The organism is Micromonospora zingiberis (genome assembly GCF_004331455.1).
Lineage (GTDB): Bacteria > Actinomycetota > Actinomycetes > Mycobacteriales > Micromonosporaceae > Micromonospora > Micromonospora zingiberis.
In genome coordinates, this window is the sequence record NZ_SJJR01000013.1 from 17,426 (window position 1) to 32,178 (window position 14,753).

Annotated in this window: 15 protein-coding genes and 3 tRNA genes; 3 read left to right on the top strand and 15 right to left on the bottom strand. The window is 71.2% G+C overall.

Annotation, left to right across the window (positions count from 1 at the left end):
* Positions 1–121 precede the first annotated feature (121 nt).
* The 3 genes from E0H26_RS18980 to leuC form a co-directional block, all read right to left on the bottom strand.
* The gene (locus E0H26_RS18980; RefSeq protein ID WP_131305393.1) at positions 122–757 is read right to left on the bottom strand and encodes an HU family DNA-binding protein; all 636 of its coding nucleotides are present in this window, start codon (positions 755–757) and stop codon (positions 122–124) included.
* Positions 758–929: 172 nt separating this feature from the next.
* Positions 930–1,517 (bottom strand): 3-isopropylmalate dehydratase small subunit, encoded by a 588-nt coding sequence (gene leuD, locus E0H26_RS18985; protein WP_131305395.1) that lies wholly within the window; start codon positions 1,515–1,517, stop codon positions 930–932.
* Between the two features lie 14 nt (positions 1,518–1,531).
* A complete protein-coding gene (gene leuC / locus E0H26_RS18990; protein WP_131305396.1) occupies positions 1,532–2,977 on the bottom strand; it encodes a 3-isopropylmalate dehydratase large subunit in 1,446 nt (481 codons plus the stop codon).
* A 49-nt stretch (positions 2,978–3,026) separates the two neighbouring features.
* Between leuC and E0H26_RS18995 the strand changes: the two genes are divergently transcribed.
* Positions 3,027–3,713 (top strand): IclR family transcriptional regulator, encoded by a 687-nt coding sequence (locus E0H26_RS18995; protein ID WP_013284529.1) that lies wholly within the window; start codon positions 3,027–3,029, stop codon positions 3,711–3,713.
* 197 nt (positions 3,714–3,910) lie between these two features.
* Here E0H26_RS18995 and E0H26_RS19000 read toward each other — a convergent pair.
* From E0H26_RS19000 to E0H26_RS19015, 4 genes are all read right to left on the bottom strand, one after another.
* A tRNA-Glu gene (locus E0H26_RS19000) sits at positions 3,911–3,986 on the bottom strand.
* A 195-nt stretch (positions 3,987–4,181) separates the two neighbouring features.
* Positions 4,182–4,254: transfer RNA gene (locus tag E0H26_RS19005), tRNA-Glu, on the bottom strand.
* Positions 4,255–4,390: 136 nt separating this feature from the next.
* Positions 4,391–4,462: transfer RNA gene (locus E0H26_RS19010), tRNA-Gln, on the bottom strand.
* A 95-nt stretch (positions 4,463–4,557) separates the two neighbouring features.
* The gene (locus tag E0H26_RS19015) at positions 4,558–5,361 is read right to left on the bottom strand and encodes a fumarylacetoacetate hydrolase family protein (RefSeq protein ID WP_131305398.1); all 804 of its coding nucleotides are present in this window, start codon (positions 5,359–5,361) and stop codon (positions 4,558–4,560) included.
* Between the two features lie 134 nt (positions 5,362–5,495).
* On the opposite strand from E0H26_RS19015, the gene E0H26_RS19020 reads away from it, so the two are divergent.
* Both E0H26_RS19020 and E0H26_RS19025 read left to right on the top strand, forming a co-directional pair.
* Entirely contained in the window at positions 5,496–6,782 is a 1,287-nt protein-coding gene (locus E0H26_RS19020) for a hypothetical protein (protein ID WP_131305400.1), read from the top strand.
* 33 nt (positions 6,783–6,815) lie between these two features.
* Positions 6,816–7,709 (top strand): 3-methyladenine DNA glycosylase, encoded by an 894-nt coding sequence (locus E0H26_RS19025; protein ID WP_131305402.1) that lies wholly within the window; start codon positions 6,816–6,818, stop codon positions 7,707–7,709.
* Between the two features lie 45 nt (positions 7,710–7,754).
* Here the strand turns inward: E0H26_RS19025 and E0H26_RS19030 are convergent, their stop codons facing one another.
* From E0H26_RS19030 to E0H26_RS19065, 8 genes are all read right to left on the bottom strand, one after another.
* Entirely contained in the window at positions 7,755–8,900 is a 1,146-nt protein-coding gene (locus tag E0H26_RS19030) for a cellulose binding domain-containing protein (protein ID WP_131305404.1), read from the bottom strand.
* Between the two features lie 99 nt (positions 8,901–8,999).
* Positions 9,000–9,425, bottom strand: a complete 426-nt coding sequence (gene arfB, locus E0H26_RS19035; RefSeq protein WP_131305406.1) for an alternative ribosome rescue aminoacyl-tRNA hydrolase ArfB — start codon at positions 9,423–9,425, stop codon at positions 9,000–9,002.
* 9 nt (positions 9,426–9,434) lie between these two features.
* Positions 9,435–9,731 carry a hypothetical protein gene (locus E0H26_RS19040; protein ID WP_131305408.1) on the bottom strand — a complete coding sequence of 99 codons (297 nt, stop codon included), beginning with the start codon at positions 9,729–9,731 and terminating at the stop codon, positions 9,435–9,437.
* 111 nt (positions 9,732–9,842) lie between these two features.
* Positions 9,843–10,703 carry a S1C family serine protease gene (locus E0H26_RS19045; RefSeq protein WP_131305410.1) on the bottom strand — a complete coding sequence of 287 codons (861 nt, stop codon included), beginning with the start codon at positions 10,701–10,703 and terminating at the stop codon, positions 9,843–9,845.
* Positions 10,704–10,780: 77 nt separating this feature from the next.
* On the bottom strand, positions 10,781–11,740 hold the full coding sequence (locus tag E0H26_RS19050) for a VWA domain-containing protein (protein WP_131305412.1): 960 nt from the start codon (positions 11,738–11,740) through the stop codon (positions 10,781–10,783).
* Entirely contained in the window at positions 11,737–12,753 is a 1,017-nt protein-coding gene (locus E0H26_RS19055) for a DUF58 domain-containing protein (protein ID WP_131305414.1), read from the bottom strand. The genes E0H26_RS19050 and E0H26_RS19055 overlap by 4 nt, the downstream gene beginning before the upstream one ends.
* Positions 12,753–13,802, bottom strand: coding sequence for an AAA family ATPase (locus tag E0H26_RS19060; protein WP_131305416.1), 1,050 nt, complete (start codon positions 13,800–13,802; stop codon positions 12,753–12,755). The genes E0H26_RS19055 and E0H26_RS19060 overlap by 1 nt, the downstream gene beginning before the upstream one ends.
* Before the next feature lie 199 nt (positions 13,803–14,001).
* The gene (locus tag E0H26_RS19065) at positions 14,002–14,460 is read right to left on the bottom strand and encodes a hypothetical protein (RefSeq protein ID WP_240742264.1); all 459 of its coding nucleotides are present in this window, start codon (positions 14,458–14,460) and stop codon (positions 14,002–14,004) included.
* Positions 14,461–14,753: the final 293 nt, after the last annotated feature.

The window sequence follows — 14,753 nt, forward strand, 5'->3', positions numbered from 1 at the left end:
GTGTGCGGCGATTCTGGTGCCGTGCGGCGCTTCGGTCAACGTCGTGGCGGCGGCCCGCGTACCGCCCGGACACGGCGAGGGCGCCCACCACCATGGCGGGCGCCCTCGTCGTACGACCGGCTCAGCGCCGGGTCGCTGCCTTCCTGGCCGGCGCCTTCTTCGCCGGTGCCTTCTTGGCGGCCGCCGTCTTCTTGGCCGTGGTGGCCTTGGTCGCGGCGGTCTTCTTCGCCGGGGCGGCCTTCTTCGTGGTGGTCTTCTTGGCCGCCGCGGTCTTGGCCGTGGTGGTCTTCTTGGCCGCCGCCGTCTTCGTGGCGGTGGTCTTCTTGGCCGCCGCGGTCTTCGTGGCGGTCGCCTTCGCGGCGGTCGTCTTCTTCGCGGTGGTCGCCTTCGCGCCAGTCGCCTTCGTACCGGTCGCCTTCGCGCCAGTGGTCTTGGCGGTGGCCGCGGCGACCTTCTTCGCCGCCGCCGTGGCCTTCGGCACCTTGCCGCTGGCCACCATCTCCTTGAACCCGGCGCCCGGGCGGAACGTCGGCACGGAGGTCTTCTTGACCTTCACCGCCTCCCCCGTACGCGGGTTGCGGGCTGTTCGAGCGCCCCGAACACGCTTTTCGAACGCTCCGAATCCGGTGATCGCCACCTTCTCGCCCTTGGTAACCGCCGCCTGGACCTCAGCGAGGACCGCGTCGAGCGCGGCCGTCGCCGTCTTCCGGTCCCCCAGGCGAACGGCGAGCGCCTCGATGAGCTCGGCCTTGTTCACGACTTCCTCCTGATTGTGCAACTGACTCGACGCGAGCCATTCTGCGCGCACGGTATGCCCTGTGCTGCCGGGACACAAACATTCGGTGGAAAAAAGCCCTTGTGTCGTAACGGATTCGCCCCCACCGGTGGCACCGGTGGGGGCGAAATCGGCGGCGCGATGCGGCGAACGGCTACGCGACCCGGGGCAGGAAGGGGGGTCGGGTGGCCTCGAAGGCGCCGATCTGCGCCTCGTGCCGAAGGGTGAGTCCAATGTCGTCCAAGCCCTCCAGCAGCCGCCAGCGGCTGAAATCGTCGAGCGGGAACGACCAGGTGGAGGTGCCGGCCTGGACCTGGCGGGCGGTCAGGTCGACGGTGATCGGGGTGGCCGGGTCGGACTCGACCAGACCCCAGATCTCCTCGACCGCTGTCAATTCCAGCTCCACCGGAAGCAACCCTTCCTTGAGGGCGTTGCCCCGGAAGATGTCACCGAAGCGAGGAGAGATCACGACTCGGAAGCCGTAGTCACGCAACGCCCACACGGCATGCTCGCGAGACGACCCGGTGCCGAACTCCGGCCCGGCCACGAGAATCGACGCCCCGGAATATGATTGATCGTTGAGTACGAATCCAGGGTCCTCACGCCACGCGCTGAACAACCCGTCGGCGAAACCGGTACGGGTCACCCGCTTCAGGTAGACGGCCGGAATGATCTGGTCCGTGTCCACGTCGGACCGACGCAGCGGCACGGCGGTGCCGGTGTGCACGGTGAACTTGTCCATCTGTCGCAGCCCTTCTACAGATCGGCGGGGGCGGCCAGCCGGCCGGTCACGGCGGTCGCGGCGGCGACCGGCGGGCTCACCAGGTGGGTACGTCCACCCCGGCCCTGGCGACCCTCGAAGTTCCGGTTGGAGGTCGAGGCGGAGCGCTGCCCCGGCGAGAGCGTGTCCGGGTTCATGCCCAGACACATCGAGCAGCCGGCGAAGCGCCACTCCGCACCGGCGTCGGTGAAGACCTTGTCCAGCCCTTCGGCCTCGGCCGCCTCCCGAACGGCGGCGGAACCGGGCACCACCAGCATGCGTACGCCGTCGGCGACCCGATGGCCGCGCAGCACGTCGGCGGCGGCCCGCAGGTCCTCCAGCCGGCCGTTGGTGCAGGAACCGACGAAGACCACGTCGACCGCGAGGTCCCGCAGCGGCGTGCCCGCCCGCAGGTCCATGTACTCCAACGCGCGGCGCGCGGCGGCCCGCTCCGGTTCGGTGCCGAAGGAGTCCGGGTCCGGCACGCTGGCGGCCAGCGGGGCGCCCTGCCCGGGGTTGGTGCCCCAGGTGACGAACGGCGTGATCTCGGCGGCGTCCAGGGTCACCTCGGCGTCGAAGGTCGCGCCCTCGTCGGTGGGCAGCGTCCGCCAGTAGGCGACCGCCGCGTCCCAGTCGGCGCCGGCCGGCGCGTTGGGCCGCCCCTTCAGGTACGCGAAGGTGGTCTCGTCCGGCGCGATCATGCCGGCCTTGGCGCCCCACTCGATCGACATGTTGGCGATGGTCATCCGGCCTTCCATGGACAGCGCCCGGATCGCCTCGCCGCGATACTCGACGATGTGCCCGCGCCCGCCACCGGTGCCGACCTTGGCGATCAGCGCGAGCACCAGGTCCTTCGCGGTGACGCCGGGGCCAAGCTCGCCGTCGACGGTGACCGCCATGGTCTTCGGCCGGGCCTGCGGCAGCGTCTGGGTGGCCAGCACGTGCTCGACCTCGCTGGTGCCGATACCGAAGGCCAGGGCACCGAACGCGCCGTGGGTGGCGGTGTGCGAGTCGCCGCAGACGATGGTCATGCCGGGCTGGGTGAGCCCGAGTTGCGGGCCGATGACGTGCACGATGCCCTGGTTCTCGTCGCCCAGCGGGTGCAGCTTCACGCCGAACTCGGCACAGTTGCGGCGCAGCGTCTCGATCTGCGTACGCGAGGTGGGGTCGGCGATGGTGAGCAGGTCACCACGGCGCAGCCGGAACGAGGGATCCGCGTACCCGGTCGGGGTGTTGTGATCCTCGGTCGCGAGCGTGAGGTCGGTACGGCGCACCGGGCGGCCGGCCAGGCGCAGCCCGTCGAAGGCCTGCGGGCTGGTCACCTCGTGCAGCAGGTGCAGGTCGATGAAGAGCAGATCGGGCTCTCCCTCGGCGGACCGGACGACGTGTGCGTCCCAGACCTTCTCGGCCAGGGTCCTCGGCTCAGGAGTGACTCCCACCATCTGGACATCCTAAATTCTGGGAGGTAAATTTCGGCTTGTGGGACACAGTATGAGCGGTGTCGGCGTTCTCGACAAGGCGGTGGTCATCCTGGCCGCCTGCGTCGACGGCGCCAGCCTGGCCGAACTCGTTGAACGCACCAAGCTGCCCCGGGCCACCGCGCACCGGCTGGCACAGGCGCTGGAGATCCACCGGATGCTGGTCCGGGACACGCAGGGCCGCTGGCGCCCCGGCCCCCGGCTGGGCGAGCTGGCCAACGCCGCGCCGGACGTACTGCTGACCGCGGCCGAGCCACTGCTGGCCGCGCTACGCGACGCCACCGGCGAAAGCGCCCAGCTCTACCTGCGCCGGGCCGACGAACGGATCTGCGTGGCCGCCGCCGAACGGGCCAGCGGCCTGCGGGACACCGTCCCGGTCGGCTCGGTGCTGCCAATGACCGCCGGCTCGGCGGCGCAGATCCTGCTCGCCTGGGAACCGCCCGAGGCGGTGATGCCACTGCTGCCCCGGTCCAAGTTCACCGGCCGCACCCTCGCCGAGGTACGCCGACGCGGCTGGGCGCAGAGCGTCGCCGAACGCGAAGCCGGTGTGGCCAGCGTCTCCGCCCCCATCCGCGACCGCACCGGCCGCGTCATCGCCGCCATCAGCATCTCCGGCCCCATCGAACGCCTCGGCCGCCGCCCCGGCGAACGCCACGCCATGGCCGTAGTAAGAGCCGGCCAACGCCTCTCCGGCCTCTAACCCACCCCCACCCCCACCCCCCACCCCCCTCTCCCCCTCCGACCCGGCTCGGCCCGGTTGATCAAGAGGTTTTGGTCTCCACCAGGCCAGACCCCGACGCAAACCTCTTGATCAACTCGCGCACAGGCGGGTGGGGTGGGCGGTTGCGGGGTGGGATGGGAGAAGCCCGTCTCGCGAGGGCGAGACGGGCTTCGGTGTGGTAGCCCCGACCGGATTCGAACCGGCGCTACCGCCTTGAGAGGGCGGCGTCCTGGGCCGCTAGACGACGGGGCCAGAACTTTCCTGGTTCACCGCCCCTGCGGGCGGTGCGGCAGTAGTCTAGCGGCGTCTTTCGCGACTGCGATATCTGGGGTCGGCCGGTACCGTTCGTCCAGGCCGGAGCGGTTTCACCCGATCGGGTGTCGCACCGGCCAGCCGTAAACGAAACGGCTCGTCCCGCCGAGCGGAACGAGCCGTGCACTGAAACTGTAGCCCCGACCGGATTCGAACCGGCGCTACCGCCTTGAGAGGGCGGCGTCCTGGGCCGCTAGACGACGGGGCCAGAACAACAATGCGACACCACCTCTACGGTGGTGCCGCCGAACTCTACCAGACCTCTTGACCGAGCCCCTTGCGGAGCATCGGTGCTGAACTCCACCAGAATCCAGCGACCTCGGTTCTTTCGAACCTCGGCTGCGCTGGGGTACCAGGACTCGAACCTAGACTAACTGAACCAGAATCAGTCGGGCTGCCAATTACCCCATACCCCATCGGCCCCTTGCGGCGCCGGGATCAAACTCTACCCTCCCGGCACCGACAGGCCAAATCGACTTCCCCAAACCGGCCCTGAGCTGCCGAAACAGGGTCAGGACGCGGACATCACCGGATTGCTCAGGTCGCCGATCCCCTCGATCCGGACGGTCACCGTATCCCCGTCCGTGAGCGGGCTAACCCCCTCCGGGGTACCGGTCAGCACGACGTCGCCCGGCAACAGCGTCATCACGTGCGAGATGTACGACACCAGGGCGGGCACGTCGAAGACCATGTCCCGGGTCCGGCCCAGTTGGCGGACCTCCATCTCCTCCGGGTCGCGCCCCACCTCGCACCGGACTTCCAGGTCCCTGACGTCGAGGCCGGTGGTGATCCAGGGCCCGATCGGGCAGAACGAGTCGAACCCCTTGGCCCGGGTCCACTGGCTGTCGGAGCGCTGGAGGTCCCGGGCGGTGACGTCGTTGGCGCAGGTGTACCCGAAGATGGCCCGCTGCGCCGCGGCCCGGTCGGCCCGGCGTGCGCCGGGGGCACCGATCACCACCGCCAGCTCCGCCTCGTGCTCGACCTGCTTGCTGAGCTCGGGCAGCCGGATCGCGTCCCGGGGGCCGATGACGGAGGTGGAGGGCTTGAGGAACAGCAGCGGCTCGCTCGGCACCTCGTTCCCGTGCTCGGCGGCGTGCTCGGCGTAGTTGCGGCCGACGCAGACCACCTTGCTGGGCAGGATCGGCGAGAGCAGCCGGACGTCGGACAGCGCCCAACGGACGCCACTGAACGTTATCTGGCCGAACGGGTGACCCGAGATCTCGGCGATGGTGAGCCCTTGCGGGCCCGCCTCCGGCTCTCCCTCGACGACTCCGAACGACATTCCCTTGGCATGAGCGAAACGAGCGATACGCACCAGGCCAATCTAGTCCCGCCCGCCGAGCAGGTGCGGCACTTTACCCCGGACGATCATCCTCGGCGCCGGATTCACCGCTTCGTACCCGCGCGATGTCACCGCCCACCTAGCGTCGGCTGCGGAGGTTCGTTCGTATGCCTGCATCGACACGACACCACAGGGCCCTCGCGGCGCTCGTGCACTGCGTCGGGTTTCTCACCGCCGCCCTGCCGGCGCTGCCGGCGCTCGCCACCGCGGACGCCGCAGCGGCCGGTCGGCCGTACCCGGCGGCCGCGACGGCCGAGCCCACGATGCCCGCAGCGCCACCGGCGGTGCCCACCCCGACGAGGGTCGCCTCGCCGGCCCCCGCGCCCAAGGTCAGCGTGGCGGTCGCACCGTCGAGCACCGCCCAGCCGGGCTACCGCATCGAGGTCCGCAACGCGGGCAACGCCCCGGTGGACACGACGGTGCGCCAGGAACTGCCCCAGGGTGTCTCGGCGACCGCGATCAGTGCCGGCGGCCGGGAGGTACGCCCCGGCGGGTCGACGGCGACGGAGGTGACCTGGCGGCTGAAGTTGCCACCGCGCAGCACCACCAAACTGGACACCACGCTGACCGTCGGCGCGGCGCAGCAGCCGGTGACCGCTCCGGCGTGCGCCTTCGCCGTCGATGGCCGCCAGCCGTACGACTGCGCGACCGCCACCTGGACGGCCCCGGATGCCGCCGCGGCGCAGCCGGAGCCCTCGGGGTGGCGTTCCCAGGCGCCCGCCCTGCTGGCCGGTGCGGCCGTGCTGCTGGTGCTCGGTCTGGTGGCGTTCGTCACCTGGCGGCGGCGACGGCCGCCGGTCGCGGCGGCGCTGGCCTCGGACGGGCCGGGGCGGGTCTACCCCCGACCGGCCGCACCTCGGCCACCTGCGCGCCGCCGTACCCCGCCGGTCTGGTTGGTCGTGCCGGTGGCCGCGACAGTGCTGGCGGCCACGGTCGGCACCGCCGCCTGGACCGCGACCCGGCGGGTCGCCGCGATCGACACCGACAGCCAGCCGACCAACGGAGCCTGGAAGGGCACCGGGGTCAGCGGTGGACTGGGCGTACCGCTGCGGGAGGACGCGTTCGAGTTCACCGTCTATCGGATGGTCTGCGATCCGGGCCGGGGCGCCCGGCAGTGCCAGGCCACCGTCGGGGTCCGGAACCTGACCCCGGAACACCAGAACTGGCACGGCAAGCTGCAACGGGCGTACCTGGCCGACGGCAACTGGGTGACCACCGACGAGCAGGCCACCCGGCGGGCGAACCAGGGCCGGGACGTCTTCGCCGAGCCGATGGCCGCGGGCAGCCGCCTGGTGCTGCCGTTGGTCTTCACCGTCAACGGCGGCGAGGCACCGCAGCGGCTGGAGTTGCGCAGCGGGGTCTTCTCCGCCGGGGTGCGGGTGGACGTGCCCTGACCAGCGGGCAGGCGACGGTCGTACCCTTGGACGGTGACCAGCCTGCCGGCTACCGCCTGGCTGCCCCGGGTGCGGGCGCACGAGGAGCGTGCCGACTCCCTCACCGCCGGGCACCGCAGCCGCAAGGCGGCGAAGCAACGCCATGCGATCGACGATTTTCTCTACGACTACTACGGCACCAGGCCGGCGGTGTTACGACGCTGGCACCCCGGGGTGGGGGTCCGGCTGGAGCCGGGACCGCACGGCCCGGCGCCCCATGGCCGGTGGCGTTGGTACGCCAGCGATCCCGACGGCACGGTCGGCTTCGACGCGGCGGCGTTCCTGGTCGACCGCGCCGACTCGGTACGCTTCATCCGGCGGCTGCTGTCCTCGATCTCGACGCGACCGGCCTTCACCGGCTGCTTCGGTCTGCACGAGTGGGCGATGGTGTACCGCCAACGTGAGCACCGGCATCCCCTCCCGCTGCGGCTTGGCCAGCAGGGCACCGACGCGGTCGTCGAGGCACACCAGATCCGCTGCTCGCACTTTGACGCGTTCCGGTTCTTCACTCCCGACGCCGTCGACCTCAACCGCCTGCGCCCCACCCGGGCCAGCCAGGTCGACCTCGACCAGCCGGGCTGCCTGCACGCCGCGATGGACTGCCACAAGTGGGCGACCAAGCTCGGCCCGGCGGTCCCCGGTGAACTGGCTCTCGACTGTTTCGAGCTGGCCCGGGACATCCGGCTGCTCGACATGCAGGCGTCGCCGTACGACCTCTCCGCGTACGGGGAACCGGCGGTGGCCATCGAGACGCCCGAGGGCAAGGCCGAGTACGTGGCGCGGCAACGCGAGTTCTCGCAGCGCTCCGGTCACCTTCGGGCTCGGCTGATCGACGTCTGCACGGCGCTGCTCGACGCCGCTGAGCCACCCGCGATGGCGCGGGTGTGACCGAGGTCCGGGGCCGCCCACCCTGGCGCGGCCCCGGTCCGGGGGTCACGCCCGGGAGCAGCGTGCTGTCGGGGCGGTGTTGGTGGCGCCGGCGGAGGCCAGGAACCCGAAGGTGGTCTGCGCACCGGGCGACAGCGCACCGTTCCAACTGGCGTTACGGGCAGTGACCGTTGGACCGCTTTGTGCTACCTCGGCGCTCCATGCCTGAGTGACCCGCTGACCGTCGGCGAAGTCGAGGCGGACCACCCAGCCGGCGAGCGACGTGCCACCGTCGTTACGTACGGTCACTTCCGCCTGGAACCCGCCCTGCCACTGACCGGCCAGCCGATAAACCGCGACACACTCGCCGGGCGCCGGCGTGGGCGTCGGGGTTGGGGTGGGCGTCGGGGTTGGGGTGGGCGTCGGGGTGGGCGTGGGAACGCCGGTCAGGGCCGCCACCAGGGGCGGATACCACCGGTCGGACATCTTGCGGTCGCCGGCGGCGTTGGGGTGCACCCCGTCGTAGGTGTCGGTGGTGGTGCTGAAGCCGGTCCACTGGTCCACCACGACGATCGGCGACTGCGCGGTGGTCTTGCCGGCCGCCCAGCCGTCGATGGCGCCGTTGAGCGCGACGACCCGCTGAGCGCAGTCCGGGCAGCTGCTCGGCGCCATCGGGATGATCTTCGCCACCAGGATGCGCATGGCGGGGTTGCTGGCCCGCATCTGGTCCACCAGCCGGCCGTACGCGGCGAGGATCGTGGCCGGCGCGATGTTGCTCCACACGTCGTTGGTGCCGAAGTGCATGAGCACGATGTCCGGCCGGGTCGCCGACAGCCAGCCCGGCAGCAGGTTCTGGTTGGCCACATTGGTGACCAGGTAGCCGCCGTGGCCCTCGTTGTCCCCGTCGTACGGCTGCCCGCAACCCTGCGGGCCGAGCGTCCCGACGAAATCGACGGCGGTGTGGCCGGTGGACTGGAGGCGGTTCCAGAGCAGGGCACGCCAACAACCCGGCGACCCGGTGATGGAGTCACCGAGCGGCATGATCCGTACCGGATCGGCCAGCGGTGCCGAGACGGCGGCCAGCGCCGGGCGGACCGACGTGGCGGGATTGGTGGGATCGGCGAGCGAGGTTGCCGGCACCGACCAGGCGGCGAGGGCGAGGAGGACGGCCGCGACCGGTGCGGCAGCGTTGCGGAATGGCCTACGGAGCATGGTGGAGGGACTCCTGTCACGTGTCGAGATGCGGTGTGACGGCCCTGACGCTCCCGCCGGAATTCAACCAAGGAGAACGAGAATCATCAATGGTTCGGGCTACTCGCCGTCCGCTCGACGATCGCGCTTGCGTTGGGACCGACGCTTCTTGTCGGCCAACCGGCGCTCTTTGGCCGCCCGGGACGGCCGGGTCGGCCGGCGCGGCGGCGGTGGCGGGGCGACCGCCTCGCGGAGCAGCGCGACCAGCCGCTCCCGGGCTGCCTCCCGGTTGGCCAACTGTGCCCGGTGCTCGCTGGCGGCGATGGTCAGCACACCGTCGACCAGCCGCCCGGCGAGCCGGTCCAGCGCCCGCGCCCGCAACGACTCCGGCAGGCTGGGCGAGCCGGCCAGGTCGAAGCTCAGCTCCACCCGGGAGTCGGCGGTGTTGACGCCCTGCCCGCCCGGCCCGGATGACCGGGAGAAGCGTTCCCGCAGCTCGGCGGCGGGAACGACCCACCTATCGGTCACCCGCAGTCCGTCGTCCACGCCCTGAGGCTAGCGCTCCGGGCGCTCGTCGGGAGTACTGCTCGGGTTCGGCGCCGAGGGCTCCGACCCGTCACTCCCACCGGCGGCGGCGTACGCGACCGCTCCGATCAACAACAACACGATCACCCCGATCTTGGTGGTGACCACCTTGATCATCAACCAGGCGGCGCGACGAGCGCCCGGCACGGTCTTCTTGGCGGCCTGGTAGTCGTTCCAGCCCCGCCGCGCACGGGCGTACGACGACCCGACGCCACTTCCGATGATGAGCCCCACCAGCAGGAGGGCCGCGATGAGAGGACGCTCCACCCACGCCAGTATCCATACTCAGCGTAATATTTCCATTCTCCGATCATCCAGCGCCAGTAATCCGACAGTTCGCCCGTTCTCTACGTAATCGGACAGTCACTCTCCGCTACATCAGCCGCCCTTGCCGATGATCGTGTCGGCGGTCTGCTGCACCTGCTCGATGGGAATGGCGAACCCGATGCCGATCGAACCGTTGCCGTCGATGGTGGCGATCGCGGTGTTCACCCCGACCACCTCGCCCCGGGCGTTGACCAGTGGTCCGCCCGAGTTACCCGGGTTGATCGAGGCGTCGGTCTGCACCGCACGGTGCTGGTTCCCACCGAGACGCACCTGACGGTCGAGCGCGCTGACGATGCCGGCGGTGACCGTGCCGGACAGCCCCAGCGGCGACCCGACGGCCAGCACCGGTTCACCGACCCGGGTCGACCCCGGCTTGGCCAGCGGCAGCGACGTCAGCCCGGCGGCGGCCGGCACCCTCAACACCGCGAGATCACTACCGGGTTCCCGGCCGACCACCTCCGCGGCGAACCGCCGGCCGTCCGGCAGTTCCACCGTCACCGGGCCACCACGCCCCTTGGCCAGGATGTGGTCGTTGGTGATGATGTGCTGCTCGGAGTCGACGGCGAAGCCGGAACCGCTGGCCGCCGCTCCGCCGGCCCCACCCACCAGCACCGAGACCACGCCGGGCACGGTCTTCTCGGCCGCGGTGACCAGTTCCGCCGGCACCGGCGCGGCCGACGCGGCGGCCGGACCGGGAGCACCGCGACTGGCCACCCAGCCGCCGGCCACCGCGCCCGAGCCGGTCGACAGCGCCATCACCGCCAACCCGGCCAGCAGTCGGCGGCGCCAACTCCACCCCGCCCCGTCGCGCGCCCCCACGGCTGCGCCCGCCCCGCCCCGCCCATCCGGGTCGAGATCCGGCGAGACGAACCAGGGCCCACGGGGCTCACCCAGTCCGGTCTGCACTGCCATCCGTACGCTCCTCCCATGTGCGGCCGCTGCTGCTGCGGGTCGGACCAGGCCTGGGCTGAGCCAGGCCGGTAGCGGGGTCAGGGCAGGCGGGAGAACCAGCGCATCGAGCCGAACGCCGCGCCCATCGCGAACACCAACCCGAGCCCGATGAACCGGGCCGAGACGTCCTGCCGTACGTTGCGCCAGCCCACCGAACTGCCGATGTCGTCGTAGACGGCGCGCAGCTCGTCGCTCGTACCGGCCTGGTGGAAGCCGCCCCCGGTCTCCTCGGCCACCGCCTGCAACGTCTCCCCGTCCACCGGCACCTGGATCGGCCGCCCGCCCCGGTCCACGAAGCCGTTCGGCGTACCGAACGAGATCGTGTGCACCGGCACCTCGAAGGCGACCGCGTCCGCGGCGGCCTCCATCGGGTCCATGCCCGAGGTGTTCGCCCCGTCGGAGAGCACGATGATCCGGGCCGGCGGCGGTTGCGTGCTGGCCTGCGCGTCCAACGCCTTCACCGCACCCAGTGAGGTACTGATCGCCTCGCCGATCGCCGTGCCCTGCACCCCGGTGACCCCCTCCGCGAGGCGCTGGATCCCGTCGTGCAGCGCCTCCCGGTCGGTGCTCGGTGGCACCAGCACCGCCGCGCTACCGGCGAAGGCCACCAGCCCGACGTTGAACTCCCCGGGCAGGCCGTCGACGAACTGCCGGGCGGCGTGCTTGGCCGCACTGAGCCGATCCGGGTCGACGTCGGTGGCGAGCATCGAGGTGGACACGTCCACGGCGACCATCACGGTGGCCCGTTCCCGTGGCACCCGGACCTCCGCCGTGGGCCGGGCGAAACCGACCACGAGCAGCGCCAGCATGGCCAGGAAGAGGCCGGCCGGCAGGTGCCGGCGCCAGGTCGGACGCTTGGGCGCCACCCGGTCGAGCAGCCGCAGATTGGTGAACCGGACGGCGTACCGGCTGCGCCGTCGCTGCGCCACCAGGTAGGCCACGGCCAGCGCGGCCACCCCGAGCAACAGCCAGAGCCGGACGGGCGACTGCCAGATCATGCGGCACCTCCCCGCTGCGCGGCGGCCGGCGCCAGGGCCAGCCGACGCTGGGCGTGCACGTGCCGCACGATGTCGGTCGCCCAGTCCCGGTCGGTACGCAACGCCAGGTGGGTGGCGCCGGCTCGGCGCAGCGCCTGCCGAAGCTGGTCACGCTGGGCGGCGGCAGCCGCCGCGTACCGCTCGCGCAGGCCCGGGTCGCCGGTCCAGACCTCGCGGTGCTCGCCGGTCTCGGGATCGGCGAGCGTGATCAGCCCGACGTCCGGCAGCTCCAGTTCACGCGGATCGACGACCTCCACCGCGAGCAGCTGATGCCGGGCGGCCAGCCGCCGCAGCGGACGTTCCCAGGCAGCCGGTGACCGTGAATCGTCGGGCAGTCCGTCCAGGAAGTCCGAGACGACCATCACCAGACCTCGCCGGTTCGCCATCCGATGTACCGCCCCCAACGCCTCGGACAGGTCCACCTCGGCGGGCTTCGGCCCGACGCCCGGGTCGTGGCCACCCAGTCGGGGCGCCGCCAGCAACCCGCGCAGCAACCCGATCAGATGGCTCCGCCCGCCCCGGGCCGGCACCCGGTGCAGCCCGTACGGCGTGAGCACCTGCGCGCCGAGGCGGTTGCCCGGCCCGGCGGTGAGGAAGCCGATGGTGGCCACCGCCGCCACGGCCAGCTCGCGCTTGTCCAGCGCGGCGGTGCCGTACTCCATGCTGGGGCTGGCGTCGACCAGCAGCCAGGTGGTCAGCTCCCGGTCGGCGTCCACCTCACGAATGTGCGGAACGGTGGTACGTGCGGTCACCGACCAGTCCATCCGGCGTACCTCGTCCTCGCCGGGCCGGTATTCGCGGCTGCCGGCGGGTTCACTGCCCGGACCGGGCAGCAGACCGCGACGCTCGCCGTGCAGCAGTCCGTCCAGGCGCCGGGTGACGGTGAGTTCGAGCCGGCGCAGCCGCTGGTCGGGAGTGAGGTCGGTGAGCACCGGGTCCGCCGGTCCGGGCACCGGGACGCGACCGCGTCCCATCACGCGGCCGCCAGATCGGCGGCGTACTCCGGTTGACCGGTGGCCACCATCGGCGGCGGCACCACCTCGACCAGTCGGCGTACCACCGCCTCCGCGCTCACCCCGTCGGCGACCGCGTCGAAGGAGAGCACCAGCCGGTGTGCCAGCACACTCACGGCCAACTCCCGGACGTCGTCCGGCAGTACGTACTCCCGACCACGGAGCAGGGCCTGGGCCCGTGCGGCGGCGACCATCCCGAGCGTGGCACGCGGGCTGGCACCGTACGCGAGCAGTGGCGCGACCTCCGGCAGGCCGAACAGTGCCGGATCGCGGGTGGCCAGGATGAGTCGGACCACGTACTCGGCGATGGCGTGGTGGACGAAGACCTGCGTGGCGCGGAGCTGGAGTTGCCGCAACCGGTCCGGCCGCAGCACCTGGTGGGCCCGGGGACGGTCGGCGCTCATCCGGTAGAGGATGGCCAGTTCGTCGGCGCCGTCCGGATAGTCGACGACGATCTTCATCAGGAAGCGGTCCCGCTGCGCCTCGGGCAGCTGGTAGACCCCTTCCGACTCGATGGGGTTCTGGGTGGCCAGCACGAGAAAGGGTTCCGGCACCGGATAGCTGCGCCCGCCGATCGAGACCTGCCGCTCGGCCATCGCCTCCAGCAGCGCCGACTGCACCTTCGCGGGCGCCCGGTTGATCTCGTCGGCCAACACCAGGTTGGCCATGATCGGACCGAGTTCGACGTCGAAGCTCTCCTTGGACGCCCGGTAGATGCGGGTACCGACGATGTCGGAGGGCACCAGGTCGGGGGTGAACTGGATCCGCGAGAAGGTGCCGCCCACCACCGTCGCGAGGGTCTGCGCGGCCAGCGTCTTGGCCACCCCGGGAACGCCTTCCAGCAGGCAGTGACCGTCCGCGAGCAGCGCGGTGAGCAGTCGTTCGACGAGCCGATCCTGCCCGACGATCACCCGTCTGACCTCGTTGAGCGTCTGGTCCAACTCCGCCGCCGTCGCGTCCGGATCGGCCGGGCTGGGCAGGCTGGCCATGGTGTCCGAGATGTCCGTCACGGTGCTTGCTTCCCGAGGCGGCCATCGGACAAACGTCGGAATTTCCGGCCCTCCGGCACCCAGACGGTACGGCGAGACCCGTTACGACCCGGACCGTACGCGAATACGCAGAGCCCGCCGGGCGGCGCCGGCGGGGGCATAACCGGGCAGGCGACCGTCGCCGGCCCTCAGTCGTGCAGGGCCGGCGACGGTGGCGGGGTCAGCGGTGCACGACGAGATGGAATGGCCGATCGGCAGGACTGCCGGTGGAGTTGCGGGTCTGGATGAAGACCCCGTTCGAGGTCAACAGCCGAGGTGCCACCGAGATCTCGCCACCCGGCGGGATGCAGCACGAGTCCGGTCGACCGATCGTCGCGACCACGATGGCGCTGGTCACGTTGGAACCGAACTGCACCTCGTACTGCCCGACCCCGTACTTGATGACCAGGCCGTCACCCCGCGACTTGGTGCCGTTGGCGTTCACCACCGTGGCGTAGAAGCCCACCGCCTGGGTGCCGAGCGAATCACCCTTGGCCAGTGCGGCCCGGGCACTCTTCAACGAGGCGGCGGTGACCGCCGGCTGCTGGCCGCTGGCTGCGGTCTCGGCGACCCCGCCCGTGGGCTTGGCCGCAGCGATTCCACCGCCGGCGAGCGCCAGCGCTAGGGCTGCGATCGACACCGCAGCTGCCTTACGTCGGAAAAAACCGGTCATAACAGATCTCCCTTGTGACCGTGGGAATGCGGCCGACCCCGCCCTGCGGGGGTCGGATGCTGCTTATTCAAGGCGGGCGACAATGGGCGGCAGAACTCGATTGGGATCGCACCGCCAGGCGGCCACCATCGGTGGCTCACATAGGCCCTGAGCTGGGATTTCCGACTCCATATACGCCACCCGGCCAGCAGAAACGTAACACCGGAAAACGCCACAGGTCAACAGCAGAATTGACCTGTCGAGCAGGACAATAATTGTGA